This window comes from Sphingomonas sp. PP-F2F-A104-K0414, from assembly GCF_004340945.1.
Taxonomy (GTDB): domain Bacteria; phylum Pseudomonadota; class Alphaproteobacteria; order Sphingomonadales; family Sphingomonadaceae; genus Sphingomonas.
Genome location: NZ_SLYD01000003.1, coordinates 38330 through 52032, shown reverse-complemented (window position 1 = coordinate 52032; position 13703 = coordinate 38330). Strand labels below are relative to the sequence as shown.

The 13703-nt window shown below is 65.6% G+C and carries 13 protein-coding genes; 4 read left to right on the top strand and 9 right to left on the bottom strand.

Annotated features, from left to right (window positions below; genetic code table 11):
- The first annotated feature begins 52 nt into the window (after positions 1-52).
- Entirely contained in the window at positions 53-2641 is a 2589-nt protein-coding gene (gene pepN, locus C8J46_RS07455; RefSeq protein ID WP_132738182.1) for an aminopeptidase N, read from the top strand.
- Between the two features lie 138 nt (positions 2642-2779).
- On the opposite strand, the gene C8J46_RS07450 is transcribed toward pepN, so the two are convergent.
- Both C8J46_RS07450 and C8J46_RS07445 read right to left on the bottom strand, forming a co-directional pair.
- Complete coding sequence (locus tag C8J46_RS07450) at positions 2780-3229, bottom strand: nucleoside deaminase (protein WP_243643272.1); 450 nt, start codon at positions 3227-3229, stop codon at positions 2780-2782.
- 39 nt (positions 3230-3268) lie between these two features.
- Positions 3269-3487 carry a hypothetical protein gene (locus C8J46_RS07445; protein WP_055874129.1) on the bottom strand — a complete coding sequence of 73 codons (219 nt, stop codon included), beginning with the start codon at positions 3485-3487 and terminating at the stop codon, positions 3269-3271.
- 159 nt (positions 3488-3646) lie between these two features.
- On the opposite strand from C8J46_RS07445, the gene rpmB reads away from it, so the two are divergent.
- On the top strand, positions 3647-3946 hold the full coding sequence (gene rpmB / locus C8J46_RS07440) for a 50S ribosomal protein L28 (RefSeq protein WP_056053386.1): 300 nt from the start codon (positions 3647-3649) through the stop codon (positions 3944-3946).
- 301 nt (positions 3947-4247) lie between these two features.
- Here rpmB and C8J46_RS07435 read toward each other — a convergent pair whose 3' ends face one another.
- Complete coding sequence (locus C8J46_RS07435; protein ID WP_243643271.1) at positions 4248-5273, bottom strand: esterase-like activity of phytase family protein; 1026 nt, start codon at positions 5271-5273, stop codon at positions 4248-4250.
- Between the two features lie 156 nt (positions 5274-5429).
- Here C8J46_RS07435 and C8J46_RS07430 point away from each other — a divergent pair, with 156 nt between their 5' ends.
- On the top strand, positions 5430-5819 hold the full coding sequence (locus tag C8J46_RS07430) for a glycine zipper 2TM domain-containing protein (RefSeq protein WP_132737052.1): 390 nt from the start codon (positions 5430-5432) through the stop codon (positions 5817-5819).
- Between the two features lie 374 nt (positions 5820-6193).
- Here C8J46_RS07430 and C8J46_RS07425 read toward each other — a convergent pair whose 3' ends face one another.
- The 6 genes from C8J46_RS07425 to lgt form a co-directional block, all read right to left on the bottom strand.
- Positions 6194-6712: a phosphoribosyltransferase family protein gene (locus C8J46_RS07425; protein ID WP_132737049.1), complete on the bottom strand. Its 519-nt coding sequence runs from the start codon at positions 6710-6712 to the stop codon at positions 6194-6196.
- Positions 6713-6910: 198 nt separating this feature from the next.
- Positions 6911-8257, bottom strand: coding sequence for a cystathionine gamma-synthase family protein (locus C8J46_RS07420; protein WP_132737047.1), 1347 nt, complete (start codon positions 8255-8257; stop codon positions 6911-6913).
- A gap of 77 nt (positions 8258-8334) precedes the next feature.
- On the bottom strand, positions 8335-9105 hold the full coding sequence (gene pgeF, locus C8J46_RS07415) for a peptidoglycan editing factor PgeF (protein WP_132737044.1): 771 nt from the start codon (positions 9103-9105) through the stop codon (positions 8335-8337).
- Between the two features lie 169 nt (positions 9106-9274).
- Positions 9275-9787, bottom strand: a complete 513-nt coding sequence (locus C8J46_RS07410; protein ID WP_132737041.1) for a GNAT family N-acetyltransferase — start codon at positions 9785-9787, stop codon at positions 9275-9277.
- Positions 9784-10746: an SAM-dependent methyltransferase gene (locus C8J46_RS07405; protein WP_243643270.1), complete on the bottom strand. Its 963-nt coding sequence runs from the start codon at positions 10744-10746 to the stop codon at positions 9784-9786. The genes C8J46_RS07410 and C8J46_RS07405 overlap by 4 nt, the downstream gene beginning before the upstream one ends.
- A 177-nt stretch (positions 10747-10923) precedes the next feature.
- A complete protein-coding gene (gene lgt / locus C8J46_RS07400; protein ID WP_132737039.1) occupies positions 10924-11826 on the bottom strand; it encodes a prolipoprotein diacylglyceryl transferase in 903 nt (300 codons plus the stop codon).
- Between the two features lie 67 nt (positions 11827-11893).
- On the opposite strand from lgt, the gene C8J46_RS07395 reads away from it, so the two are divergent.
- On the top strand, positions 11894-13582 hold the full coding sequence (locus tag C8J46_RS07395) for a class I adenylate-forming enzyme family protein (RefSeq protein ID WP_207894134.1): 1689 nt from the start codon (positions 11894-11896) through the stop codon (positions 13580-13582).
- The last annotated feature ends 121 nt before the right edge of the window (positions 13583-13703 follow it).

Here is a 13703-nt window from a genome sequence, read left to right as displayed (position 1 = left end):
CGCCCAAGCTTTGGCTGGCGGTAGGACGGCACGGCCCTATATTCGCAAGCATATGCTCGATATTCAGAACAGTCTCGCCCACCCACTCGTCATTCGCCGCGAGGACTATACCCCGCCCGAGTGGCTGGTCCCCGAGACGAAATTGGATTTCGACCTCGATCCCTCCACCACCCGCGTAACGGCAACATTGTCGGTGACGCGCAACGGCGATCACGCCGCACCGCTGCGGCTCGACGGCGCGGGCCAGAAGCCGCTGTCGGTCACGGTCGACGGCGTCGCGATCAACGACTGGCGGATCGACGGCGAGCAACTCGTCATCCCGCTTACGGGCGCCGCGCATGTCGTCGAGACGCAGGTCGAGATCGCGCCAGATCGCAACACGCAGTTGATGGGGCTGTACGCATCGGGCGGCAATCTCTGCACACAGTGCGAGGCCGAAGGCTTCCGCCGCATCACCTATTTTCCCGACCGCCCCGACGTGCTCAGCATCTATTCGGTCCGGATGACTGCCGACAAGAAGCACTTCCCCGTGCTGCTCGCGAACGGCGACCCGGTCGCGCAGGGCGATCTCGAAGACGGCCGCCACTGGGCGACCTGGCACGATCCGTTCCCCAAGCCGTCGTACCTGTTCGCGCTGGTCGCCGGCGATCTCGCGGTGAACCGCAGCAGCTTCACGACGATGTCGGGGCGCGAGGTATCGCTCGGCATCTGGGTGCGCGAAGCCGACCTGCCCAAGACCGACCACGCGTTGAAGGCACTCGAACTGGCGATGGCGTGGGACGAGACGACCTATGGCCGCGAATACGACCTCGAAATGTTCAACATCGTCGCGGTCGACGATTTCAACTTCGGCGCGATGGAGAACAAGGGCCTCAACATTTTCAACTCGCGCTACATCCTCGCCGACCCGGATACCGCGACCGACTACGACTATGACGCGATCGCCGCGGTCGTCGCGCACGAATATTTCCACAACTGGTCGGGTAACCGGATCACCTGCCGCGACTGGTTCCAGCTGTCGTTGAAGGAAGGCTTCACGGTCTATCGCGACCAGGGCTTCTCCGCCGACCAGGGCTCGCGCGCGGTCAAACGCATCGAGGACGTACGCGGCCTGCGTGCGTCGCAATTCCCCGAGGATTCGGGCCCGCTCGCGCATCCGGTACGCCCAGAATCCTACCAGGAGATCTCCAACTTCTACACCGCGACGATCTACAACAAGGGCGCCGAACTGATCCGGATGATGGCCGCGATCCTCGGACCGAAGGGCTTCCGCGCGGGCACCGACCTGTATTTCGACCGCTACGACGGCACCGCCGCCACCTGCGAGGATTTCGTCACCTCGATGGAGGAAGGCGGCAACGTCGACCTCACCCAGTTCCGTCTCTGGTATTCGCAGGCGGGCACGCCGCGCGTCTCGGCGAGCCTCTCACATGACGGAGACCGCGCGACGCTGCGGCTCGCGCAGCAGGTGCCCGCAACGCCCGGCCAGCCGGTGAAGTCGCCGATGGTGCTACCGTTGCGGGTGAAGTTGTTCGGCGCGGAGTCCGGTGCAGCGCTGACCGACGAACGCCTCGTCCTGTTCGACGACACGCTCGACACGATCGAATTCGAAGGCCTGGCGGAGCGCCCGGTGCTGTCGATAAACCGCGGCTTCTCAGCTCCCGTGGTGGTCGAGAGCGACCGTACCGCCGCCGATCTCGCCTTCCTCAGCGCACACGACGACGATCCGTTCGCGCGCTACGAGGCGATGCAGCAGTTGATGCTCGATACGCTGGTCGCCTCGGTGGAGGGGCGCACGGATCACGAAGGTGTGATCGCTGCGGTGGCGAACACGCTCGCCGACGCCGCGCTCGATCTGGCGTTCGTCGCAGAGGCGGTGTTGCTGCCGTCGGAGAGCTTCATCGGCGACCAGATGGCCGTCGTCGATCCCGACGCGATCTTCCGCGCGCGCGAGGCGCTGCGCCGCGATCTCGGCGCGCGTCTGGAAGCGGAGTGGCGGCAGGCTTACGCGCAGGGTGAGGGCCAGCCCTATGCCTACACCCCCGAGGGCAAGGGCCTGCGTCGCCTGCGGTCGGTCGCGCTCGGCTATATCGCGGCGAGCGGCGCGGCGGATGCGGCAGATCTCGCCTTCGCGCAGTTCGATTCGGCGGACAACATGACCGATCGGATGGGTGCACTGACGACGTTGGTCAGCAGCACATCCGACATCCGGACCACCGCGCTCGACATCTTCTACAGCCAATATTGCGACAACCCTCTGGTGCTCGACAAGTGGTTCCAGGCGCAGGCACAGTCGTCGCGCGACGATACCCGCGCGATCGTCGCGGGGCTTGCCGAGCATGCCGACTTCACGCTGACCAACCCCAACCGCGCGCGATCGCTAATCGGCGCGTTCGGCGCGAACCAGCGTGCGTTCAACAACGCCGACGGTAGTGGCTATCGATTCCTCGCGGACCAGTTGATCGCGCTCGACCGCCTCAACCCGCAGACCGCGGCCAAACTCCTGCCGCCGCTGGGCCGCTGGCGCCGGTTCGATGCGGGTCGGGCTGGGCTGGTGCGCGCGGAACTGGAGCGGATCGTGCGGACGCCGGGGCTGTCGAAGGATTTGTTCGAGCAGGCTTCGAAGAGCCTGGAAGGCTGAACTGAACCGATCCTCCCCTGCAAGGGGAGGTGGCGCGAAGCGACGGAGGGGTGTCACCCTGTCGACAGTGGGTCACCCCTCCGTCAGCGCCATGCGCTGCCACCTCCCCTTGCAGGGGAGGAACATCGGCACCGCCCCCTACCGTCGATTCGCAAAGAACGCCCGCAAGATCCCCGCCGCCTCGGTCTCGGCAATCCCCGCATAAATCTCAGGCCGGTGATGACACGTCGGCTGGCTAAAAAACCGCGGCCCATGCTCGACCGCGCCCCCCTTGGCATCGGGCGCCCCATAATATAGCCGAGCAATCCGGGCATGCGCGATCGCCCCGGCACACATCGCGCAAGGCTCAAGCGTCACCCAAAGATCGCATCCCTCGAGGCGGTCGCTCCCCAACACCGAAGCCGCAGCGCGAATCGCCTGGATCTCCGCATGCGCAGTCGGATCGCACAGCGCGCGCGGCGCATTGGCCGCCGTAGCGATAATAATGCCGTCCTTAACGACAACGGCGCCGACCGGGACTTCCCCAGCCAGCGCCGCATCGCGTGCCGCGTCGAGCGCGCGGCGCATGAGTTCGGGAACGGGGAACATGGCCTCAGGCCCTGCCCCGCGCGTGCCCGCCCGTAAAGCTCAGTTCGGTGCCTGGCTGTTGGCCGGCTTCTCGACGTTGATCGTCGGCACCGCCACGGTCTTGTTCTCGGTGCCGAGCGTGACCTTGGCGACGTCCGCCTGGAACTTCGGCGCCTGGACGACGCCCTGGCGGGTCTGGTCGATGTTGATGATCCCGAAATACATCAGGCCGACCACGACCAGCACGACGATCGCGACCAGTGACAAGAGCGTACGCATAGGACATCCCCTTTTCTTGAACAGTTCGATAGCGTAACAACGTCGCCGAGCGCTGCCGGTTGCACAACACGTTTTACGTGAATCGGTTGACGAAAGCCGGCGTGCCAGCTATCCGCGCGCCTTTCCGGGGTTCCTCCCGACACTTGAATAGGTAATCACATGTCGCGCATCTGCGAACTGACCGGCAAGGGCCGGATGGTCGGGAACAACGTCTCCCACGCCAACAACAAGACCAAGCGCACGTTCCTGCCGAACCTGCAGAACGTCACGCTGCTGTCCGATTCGCTCGAGAAGGGCGTCAAGCTGCGCGTCTCAACGCACGGCCTGCGCACCGTCGAGCACAATGGCGGCCTCGACAACTGGCTGGTGAAGGTCTCGGACGACAAGCTGTCGCTCCGCGTTCGTCGCCTGAAGCGCGAAGTCGTCAAGAAGATCGCCGCTTCGGCCGTCGCCGCCTAACAGCGACGATCGAAGCTTGCCGCTTAGCAGCGGCGGGCGATGCGATCACCGCGGCCCGCCCTGCACCTCGCAGGGCGGGCCGTTGGCGTTCGTGGGTGCACGAGGTCTGCATGCGCCCGTACTTCCACAGACGCCTCCCGGGTCCCTCATCCACCTTGCCCGTCATCCCAGCGAAAGCTGGGATATCTCACGTGGCAGGCGGCGCCCGCCTCACGGCAAGATCCCAGCTTCCGCTGGGATGACGGTTGCGGTGTTGGAATGACGGGCAACGGGCGGGCGGCTGCCCCCCCCCCCCACGCCGCTACCGCTCCAGCCGAAACTTCAGCAACAGCGTCCGCTGGAGAACCATCTGGTTGTCGTCGGACACGATCCACACGATCGTCGCGCCGTTCTCGACCGTCGTGTCGATCCCCTCGAAATTATCGTGGATCAGCGGCGCGTCGATCGTCGCGATCAGCCGGCCACGTGCGATTCGCCCCGCCGCCACATCGCGCGCCGCCACCCGCGATATCCGCGCCGAGAAGATAAACGGCAGCCGAAAACCGCGATCGAGCACCAGCAGGTCGCCATTCGGCAGCGCGGTGACGTCCGATGGATCATACCGACCATAGGGCTCGTACGCGAATCGCTTCGGCGCCCCCGCCCCTGTCGGATCGCCTGCAAAGATCAGCGCCTGCCGCGTATGCAACCGCTCCTCGTCCGAGCCGGACCAGTCCGGCCGCCGGACATGCGCCTCTTCGCTGATGACGACGAATCGACCATCGGGCAGCCGCGCCATCGATTCGGGCCCGCCGTTCGCTGGCCATCGCCGCATCGCCTCAGGGTTCACGCGCGCCTCGTACCGCGCGAAGCCCGGCGCATAGCGCCAGATCGAATTGCGGTCCTCGAACCCGACCCAGATCTTTCCCGTGACCGGATCGACCGCCATCGATTCGCTGTCGCGGTCGCGCTTCTCCCAGCCGATGCCGGGCCCCGCGGGCAGGTTCTTGAACGCGACCCGGTGTGGCAGCCAGTCGGCGCCCATGTCGAACTGGACGATGTTGCCGCCGTCGCTGAGCAGCGTGAAGCGATTGCCGCTTGCCGTCGGCGTGACGTCCATCGACGAGAAGCCGCCAAACGCCCGATCGCGGCTGGCAAGCGCCACACCGCCCAGATACGTCAGCCCCCCGACCCGCACGTGCCGCGGGTTGGTGCGATCGAGCATCACGCGCGTCGCGGTCAGCTGCGCATGCGTGCCGAGCAGGTCGAGCCGCGCTTCGCCCGACCAAGTCGGCACGATCGCACAGACGCTCACCGCGACGAACAGGACAGTGATCAAGCGCCGCATCGCATCCCTCATAGGGTGTCCGGCGATCCGCGGAAGCATGAACAGCGGATAACGGAGGCATTCAGGCTTAGCTCAATGCGAATCACCCATACGCGTCTCATCGAGGATGGAAGCACGGCCCCCGCCGCCGCCGAAATCCCCAACGGGAGACGCACGATGTTCAAGACTTTTACACTCGCCGCCAGTGCCCTCGCATTGGGTGCGACCGCCCTCGTTCCCGCTGCCGCCGATGCGCAGCGCTGGGGCTCGCGCTACGAGCGTGGCTACGATGGCTATCAGGGTGGCGGCTACCGCGATGGTGGCTACGACCGTGGCTATCGCGAGTATCGCGGCAACGATCGCCGCTACAATTACAACGCGCGCAGCCGTCGCGGTTGCGACAATTCGGGCGGCACGATCGTCGGCGCGCTCGCCGGCGGATTGCTCGGCAACACCGTCGCGGGCCGTGGTAATCGGACGCTCGGCGCAGTCCTCGGCGCAGCCGGTGGCGCGCTCGCCGGTAACGCGATCGATAAGTCGGATAATCCGGGGTACTGCCGCCGATAGGCCCGGCAACGCCCGGGCTGATGCAAGCGAAAGCGAGCAATCGCCGGCACGGACGGCGGGCAGGCCCAGCCTGACCCGACCCCAGGTCGAGTGGGCGACGGCTTTGCCGACGTCCCGCCCGCTTGAGCCCAACCAGTTTCCCAGTTCCCTCGCGTAGCGTATCGAGGGCGAGGGCCGGTTTCCCGTTCGGAAGCCGGCCCTTTGTTTGTCTGCAGTTGCACATTCCCCGCACCGATAGTGCCGGAGCGCCCTATTCTGTCATCCTGACGAAAGTCAGGACCCAGGGTAACTGACCATCGTCGATCTTGCCTCTGGGTCCTGACTTTCGTCAGGATGACGGTAGATCGTAAAGATGGCGGAGGGTCGTCGGGTGGTTACGCGATCCGCTCGGGCACCTCGGCCGCATCCTCCGCGATCGCCGCGGCCGGTGCCACCGCCTCCCAAGGAAACACGAACCAGTCCTTCGTCACTGCCCGGTCGATAACCCGCGCACTATAGTCGATCCGCTCCGCCGAGCTGACGTTATCGATCAACATCGCAAACCGCACCGCACCCTCGACAGCACCCGCCGCCGCCAGCGCCCCGCGCAGATGCGTGATCGTCCGCCCTGAATCGTTGATGTCGTCGAGAAACAGCAGCCGCTCGCCATCCCGCGTCCGCTTGGCCAGCTTGACCAGCGGCTCGTCGGCAAAGTCCTTCACCTGGCTCGAATAATCGACCGACAGGGTCGGCAGCCCGATCGCGTGGCTGAGGAACACCGCCGGCACGAGCCCACCGCGGCCGATGCCGATGATGTAATCGGGTTTCCACGCGATATCCTCGACCAGCTTGGCGGCGAGGATGTGGATCGCGGCGACGAACTCGTGCTGCGGGATAGGGGTAAAGATCGGCATCGATCGGATGCTAGCGGGTCGTGGCGAAGAGTTCACTCAAAACCCACCCACCTTGCGCCACAGGTGTAACGCCCACTCCTTGTTTCCCCGCGAAGGCGGGGACCCAGACTGGGCTCCCGCCGTCAGGGCCCCTTCAAAGTATTACTTTGAAGGGAGACCCTTCGCGGGAGAACAAGAAGTGGGAGTTGCCTGAGCAGCTCAGATCGTCTCCAGCGCCTGCTCGAAATCGGCGATCAGATCGTCCGGATCCTCCACCCCGATCGAGATCCGCACGAGGTTGTCCGTAATCCCCAGCGCCTGCTTCCGCGCATCGGGCACCGAAAGATGCGTCATCCCCGCCGGATGGCTCGCCAGCGTTTCGGTCCCGCCCAGCGACACCGCGAGCTTGGCGATCTTCAACGCATCGAGGAACGCGAAGCTCTCGCGCTCGCCGCCCTTCAGATACAGCGAGAAGGTCGAGCCGCCGCCGGTGCAATGGCGGCGATAGATATCCGCCTGCCGCTCCATGCCCGGCTCGTCCTCGAGGAAACCGAGATACGCGACCCGCTCCACCTTCGGATGATGGCGCAGGAAGCCACACACCTTCGCCGCATTCTCGCCCGCACGGCTCATCCGCAGTTCCAGCGTCTCCAGCGATCGCAGCAGCATCCACGCGGTATTCGGATCGGTGATCGTCCCGATCGTGTTCCGCATCGTCCGGATCGTGTTGATGTGCTCCTTCGACCCCAGCACGCCGCCCGCGACCAGATCCGAATGCCCGCCGACATACTTGGTCAGCGAGTACACGACGATATCCGCACCATGCTTGAGCGGCTGGAACCACAGCGGCCCGAGGAAGGTGTTGTCGATCGCAATCGGTGGCTTCTCGCCCTTGAAGATTGCGTCCCGGCTGGCCTGGACCGCCTCGACGTCGACCAGTGCATTGGTCGGGTTCGCCGGGCTTTCCAGATAGATCAACGCGACGTTGCCGGTCGCCGCCTCGGTCATCACCGCATCGATCTCCTCGCGCGTCGCACCCGCCGGGAAGTCGAGCCACTTGACCCCGAACTTGCCGAGCACGCGGCCGATCAGCGTCTCGGTCGCCGCGTACAACGGCCCCGAATGGACGATCGTGTCACCCGGCTTGACCATCGCGAGGAACAGCGTCGCGATCGCCGACATGCCCGACGAGAAGGCGAGCGCGTCCTCCGCCTCTTCCCAGACGCCGAGGCGATCCTCGAGGATCTCCTGGTTCGGGCCGTTGAAGCGCGAATAGACGAGCCCCTCGGCACCGCCCGGACGCTTGCCGGTGACGCCTTCGAAGTGACGCTTGCCCGCCGCCGCGTTGGGAAACACGAAGGTCGAGGTGAGGAAGATCGGCGGCTTCAGCGAGCCTTCCGACAGCGACGGGTCGTAACCATGACCCATCATCAAGGTCGACGGCTTCAGCTTGCGACCGCCGATCTTCTCGACCTCGGGCTTAGGCGCGACGCGTGCCGCGACTCCGGTCAGATCGGCTTCGGTTTCCGCGGGAACGGCACCGGCGTTATTCGGGGTATCGGACATCAATAAACTCCTGCGTGGCCCGTCTTATGCGAGCCGATGTGCGGAGCCTAAACGACCAGCGCAGGCTTTGGGAGGCGTTACAGCCCGATGATGCTGATCTGGCGCCCATAAGAGGGTTCGCCGCGATGGGTCGCGCGCCGATAACTGAAGAAGCGCGTCTCGCCCCCGTCTTTGGCGGCATAGGTGTCGAGCCCGAGCGCCTCGATCCGCCCGATCCCGGCGACCGCGAGCCGGCTGACGACATAGGCCTCGAGATCGAACTGGTAATGATCCGCACGGCCATCCGCAAAGAAACGTTCGTTCTCCGGATCCGCCTCGCAGAACCGCCGGATGAAGCCGTCGTCGACCTCGTAGCTGGCGCGCGCGATGCACGGCCCGACCGCGGCGACGATCCGATCGCGGTGCGCACCGATCGCCTCCATCGCGAGGATCGTGGAGTCGGTAACGCCGCCGAGCGCGCCCTTCCAGCCGGCGTGCGCGGCGGCGACGACGCCGGCCTCGCGGTCGGCGAACAGGACGGGTGCACAGTCTGCGGTGAGGATGCCGAGCGCGAGGCCGGGACGGTTGGTGACCAGCGCATCGGCATGCGGGCGAATCGCGTCGTCGAACGGATGGATCACGGTAACTGCGTCGGCGGAATGGACTTGGTACATACCAACGAGTTTCGCGCCGGGAAGAACGGCTTCGATGGCGCGGCGACGGTTCTCAGCTATGGCGGCGGGGTCGTCGTCAGACCCGATACCGACATTGAGGCTCGCATACGCACCGGTCGAGACGCCGCCGCGTCGGCCGAAAAAGCCATGCGGGATTTCGCCAAGCGCCTTCGCGCGGAGGAGGTCGATGGTCATTTTAGGTCACCCAACATCAAGCACATCCCCACCCCGGCGGAGGCCGGGGCCCAGTTGGGTGACGTTCCTAACAGCAGGCATCGCGCCGTTACCAAGACCTTTCCAACTGGGCCCCGGCCTCCGCCGGGGTGGTGGCCTTTCGCTACGATATCTCTGGTAGCGCCGCCGATCACAGCACAAGCCGCATAATGCGATCATCATCAGGCTGCTCGCCGACCATGAACACATACCGCCCAATCTCGACGAAGCCGTACCGCTGATAGAACCGGTGCGCCCGGTGGTTATCCACATACACGCTCAGGATCATCTCCGTCCGCCCCTCGGCGCGTGCGACATCGATCGCCCAATCCATCAACGCCGGGCCGACACCCGCGCCGTGCTGGTCGCTGCGCACATAAAGCTGATAAAGTTCGATCGCGGACGCAGGCCAGTCGCCGGGAAAGGCAACAGGGCCGATCTTCGCAAACCCGACGATCTTACCCGCCTCGTCCATGGCGACGCGCACGGTGAAGGCAGGGTCGGACAGCTGCGCCGGCAAACCCTTTTCTCCGAACGCTTGCTCGAGAAACGCAGCAAGATCTTCGGGCCGATACAGCGTGCCGAACGTGTCGGTGAACGACCGCTTCGCCATCGCGGCAAGTTCTGCACCGTCGGCGGGCACCGCATCGCGATAGGCGATCATGCAAACGCCGCCGGGGTCGGCCAAGTTGGCGCGGTGATCGCCAGCGCTTTGAAAAGCGTACCCATATCGTCCATCAACCTCCTTCGATCCGCTGCCAATGCTTCCGCCCGCGCAGGCGACGCCTTGGCGAGCGCGGATGTCCGCGAATCGATCCCGAGCCCGCCGAGCAGGTCGCGCTGGCTCACCGGCCCCCACGCCACCGCACCCTCGGTCTGCGCCGCGGCGGCAAGCGTCGTAAAATCGACATGCGCGGTCAGGTCGTGCTCGCCTGGCGCCTCGAACGGGTTGGCGAACGCGTGGCTGCGGACCGCCTGCAAGGTGTCGCCGAGTGCCGGCCCCTCATACCCATAGTCGATCGCGATCAGCGCACCGCCCTGCGCGGCGATCCGCTTGGCGAGGCCGCGGACGATGGTAACGGCAGCGGGTGACGTCTCGAGAATCGAGCCCGCGGGGGCATCGCGGAACGGCTCGGGAATGACTGCGTCGGGCAGCGGCTTGCCGGCGATCGGCAGGAACAGCAGGTCCTGCGCCGCGACCAGGCGTTCGTGCCACTGCGCGCGCTTCACCAATTGCCGGATCGGCAGCGCATCGAAGAACTCGTTGGCGGCGACGATCAGCGGGCGATCGGTCGGCAGCGTATCGATCGTATCGTGCCAGGTCGCTGTCGGCACGCGCTCGGCCTGCGCCTTCCGCAGCGCCGGGCTGGTCTCGACGAAATGGATCTCGGGGTTGAAGCCAGCCTTCGCCATCGCTCGCCCGGCGTCGGCAGCGAGCGTACCGCGGCCCGGCCCGAGCTCGACCCACGCCACGTCCGGCCGCCCAGCCCGGTCCCACAGATCGGCGCACCAAAGACCGATCAGCTCGCCGAACATCTGGCTAATCTCAGGCGCAGTAGTGAAGTCCCCCGCAGCCCCCAGCGGATCACGCGTCGCATAATACTGGGCGTTGGCCGCCGCCATATACTGCGCAACGGGAATCGGACCTGCGAGCGCGATCGCACGCGCGAGGCGTTCCGGAAGGGCTGCTTCGATTCCCCTTCCGCTTGCGGGAGGTGTTAGGGGAGGGGCTGGATTATCTTTGGCCATGACATTTGCGGCCATGCCCTCCCCCAACCGCTCCCGCAAGCGGGAGGGGAGCTAAGCGACGCTCTGCGTCCCCGCGATCGACTCGACCCGCACGCGCCGTTTGGCCGACGTCGCCACCAGATATCCGCCGCCAATGATCATCGGCACGCACAGCCACTGCCCCATGTGCAGCCCGGTATGCTCGGCAAACGCGCGCAGCTGCGAATCCGGCTCGCGGAAGAACTCGACGGTGAACCGCGCGAGGCCATAGCCCAGCACGAACAACCCGACGAGCTTGCCCGGGTCATACCGCGCCTTGGTCTTCCAGAACGCGAACCACAGCAGCGCGAACAGGAGGATGCCCTCCAGCCCCGCCTCGTACAGCTGGCTCGGGTGCCGCGCCGGCTCGACCATCCCGAACGGCACGGTGCGCTCGAAGATGATCCCCCATGCGACGTCGGTCGGCTTGCCCCACAGCTCGCCATTCACGAAGTTCGCCAGCCGTCCGAAGAACAGCCCGAACGGTACGCAGCACGCGATATAATCGTGCACGCGCAACCAGTTGAGCTGGTGCTTCCGTGCAAACAGGATCAGCCCGATTGACGTGCCGATCACCCCGCCGTGGAACGACATCCCGCCGTCCCACAGCCGGAAGATCCGCAGCGGATGCAGGAACATCTCGGGCGCATAGAAGATCACATAACCGAGCCGGCCGCCGAGGATGATGCCGAGCGTCGCGTAGAACACGAGGTCGTCGGCATGCCGCCGCGCCATCGGTGCGCCGGGCTGCGCGAGGAGCTTGAGCAGATACCACCAGCCGAGCAGGATCCCGCCAATATAGGCGAGGCTGTACCAGCGCAGCGTGAAGAAGCCGATCGAGAAGACGTCGGGGTGGAGCCCCAAATCCTCGAAACGGATGTGACTGCCGACGGCAGGCGCTACGCCCGCAGCGGCGGTGATGGTCGACAGGATCAAAGGCTTTTCCCCACGCGTTCGCCCCTGCATAAAGACCGATAACGATAAGACCAAGTAGGAGAGCGATATGCGGACCGAGCTGGACCTGGCTATGGATTCGACGATGGCCGCGCTGACCGCGCCCGACGGCATGCTGGCGCTTGGCTCGGTCGAGCGATTCGGCGTCACGCTGCCGACGATCGCCGCCGCGCCGCCCGCGCTCAGCTATTATTTCGCGCACTACGCCAACGAGCACCGCGACGCCGTCTTCATCGTCTCCGGCGACGAACGCTTGACGTTCGGCGAGGTCTACGCCGCCGCCGAACGCACCGCGCGCGCCCTGGTCGGCGGGTACGGCATCGCGAAAGGCGACCGAGTCGGCATCGCGATGCGCAATTCGCCGTCGTGGATCGTGCTCTACATGGGCATCGTCATGGCCGGCGGCGTCGCGACGCTGCTCAACGGCTGGTGGCAGGCGGAGGAGCTGGAGACGGCGATCGGCGAGGTCGATTGCGCGCTCGTCTTCGCCGATCCGCCCCGCGTGAAGCGACTGGCGCAGATCGCCGGCCTTGCCGCGCCGGTCGTCGAGATCGACGATTCGCGGGCGCTCGACACCGCCCTCGCGGCGGTGTTCGCGAAGGACGATCATATCGCCGACCTGCCGCTGCTCGGGCCCGAGGATCATGCGACGATCCTGTTCACCAGCGGCTCGACCGGCCAGTCGAAGGGCGCGCTGTCCGAACACCGCGCGGTCGTGCAGGGGATCTTCAATTATCTCGGCCAGGCGATGATGATGGTCGGGATCGCCACCGCGCAAGGCAATCCGCCGGTCGGCCAGCCGGTCACGCTGCTGACGATCCCGCTGTTCCATATCACCGGCGAAGTGCCGGTCTTCCTCCAGAGCTTCGCGATGGGCCGCAAGCTCGTGCTGATGCCGAAATGGGACGCGGGCGAGGCGATGCGGCTGATCGAGGCGGAGGACGTCACCTATTTCGTCGGCGTGCCCTTGATGAGCTTCGAGATCCTCAACCACCCGGACCGCGCGAAGTACGACCTCTCGACCGTCACCGACTTCGCCGCGGGCGGTGCGCCGCGCCCGGTCGATCACGTCCGCCGGATCGACGCGGAAATGGGGGGAAGCGCGCCGCTGATCGGTTATGGCCTCACCGAGACCAACGCGGTCGGCACCGGCAACTGGCGCGGCAATTATCTCGCCAAGCCCAACTCCGCCGGCCGGCCCGGCGCACCTTTGGTCGATCTCGCCATCCTCGACGATGCCGGCCACCCGGTCGACCAGGGCCAGCGCGGCGAGGTCTGCATCCGCACCATCTGCAACTTCAAGGAATATTGGAACCGCCCCGACGCGACTGCCGCAGCGTTCACGTCGGACGGCTATTTCCGCACCGGCGACATCGGCTATCTCGACGAGGACGGCTATCTGTTCATCGTCGACCGCAAGAAGGACATCATCATCCGCGGCGGTGAGAACATCTCGTGCCAGGAGGTCGAGGCGGCGCTGTACGAACACCCAGCCGTCGCGGAGGCGGCGGTCTTCGGGTTGGCTGACGACCGCTTCGGCGAGGTCCCCGGCGCAGTGGTAGTGCCGCAGGATGGCGAGACGCTGACCCCGGACGACCTGACCGCGTTCCTCCACCAGCACATCGCCGCGTTCAAGATACCGCAGCGGATCTGGATTTCGGAAGAGCCGCTGCCAAGACTGGGGACTGAGAAGATCGACAAGGTCTCGCTCAAGGCAACGTACCGAGCGATGGCCTGAATTTATGGGATAAGCGGTCTCCCATTTCTGTCATCCTGACGAAAGTCAGGAGCCAGGATAACGGGAGGCACAGCTGCTTGGCTCTGGGTCCTGACTTTCGTCAGGATGACGAGGGAAGATA

What these genes read in the sequence shown, in the direction of transcription:
- pepN (WP_132738182.1), top strand. Translation starts at nt 53, where the DNA reads ATGCTCGATATTCAGAACAGTCTCGCCCACCCACTCGTCATTCGCCGC.
- C8J46_RS07450 (WP_243643272.1), bottom strand. Translation starts at nt 3,229, where the DNA reads ATGTTCCCCGTTCCCGAACTCATGCGCCGCGCGCTCGACGCGGCACGC.
- C8J46_RS07425 (WP_132737049.1), bottom strand. Translation starts at nt 6,712, where the DNA reads ATGCCGATCTTTACCCCTATCCCGCAGCACGAGTTCGTCGCCGCGATC.
- C8J46_RS07420 (WP_132737047.1), bottom strand. Translation starts at nt 8,257, where the DNA reads ATGTCCGATACCCCGAATAACGCCGGTGCCGTTCCCGCGGAAACCGAA.
- C8J46_RS07430 (WP_132737052.1), top strand. Translation starts at nt 5,430, where the DNA reads ATGTTCAAGACTTTTACACTCGCCGCCAGTGCCCTCGCATTGGGTGCG.
- C8J46_RS07395 (WP_207894134.1), top strand. Translation starts at nt 11,894, where the DNA reads ATGCGGACCGAGCTGGACCTGGCTATGGATTCGACGATGGCCGCGCTG.
- C8J46_RS07445 (WP_055874129.1), bottom strand. Translation starts at nt 3,487, where the DNA reads ATGCGTACGCTCTTGTCACTGGTCGCGATCGTCGTGCTGGTCGTGGTC.
- pgeF (WP_132737044.1), bottom strand. Translation starts at nt 9,105, where the DNA reads ATGACCATCGACCTCCTCCGCGCGAAGGCGCTTGGCGAAATCCCGCAT.
- C8J46_RS07405 (WP_243643270.1), bottom strand. Translation starts at nt 10,746, where the DNA reads ATGGCGGCGGCCAACGCCCAGTATTATGCGACGCGTGATCCGCTGGGG.
- rpmB (WP_056053386.1), top strand. Translation starts at nt 3,647, where the DNA reads ATGTCGCGCATCTGCGAACTGACCGGCAAGGGCCGGATGGTCGGGAAC.
- C8J46_RS07435 (WP_243643271.1), bottom strand. Translation starts at nt 5,273, where the DNA reads ATGCGGCGCTTGATCACTGTCCTGTTCGTCGCGGTGAGCGTCTGTGCG.
- C8J46_RS07410 (WP_132737041.1), bottom strand. Translation starts at nt 9,787, where the DNA reads ATGATCGCCTATCGCGATGCGGTGCCCGCCGACGGTGCAGAACTTGCC.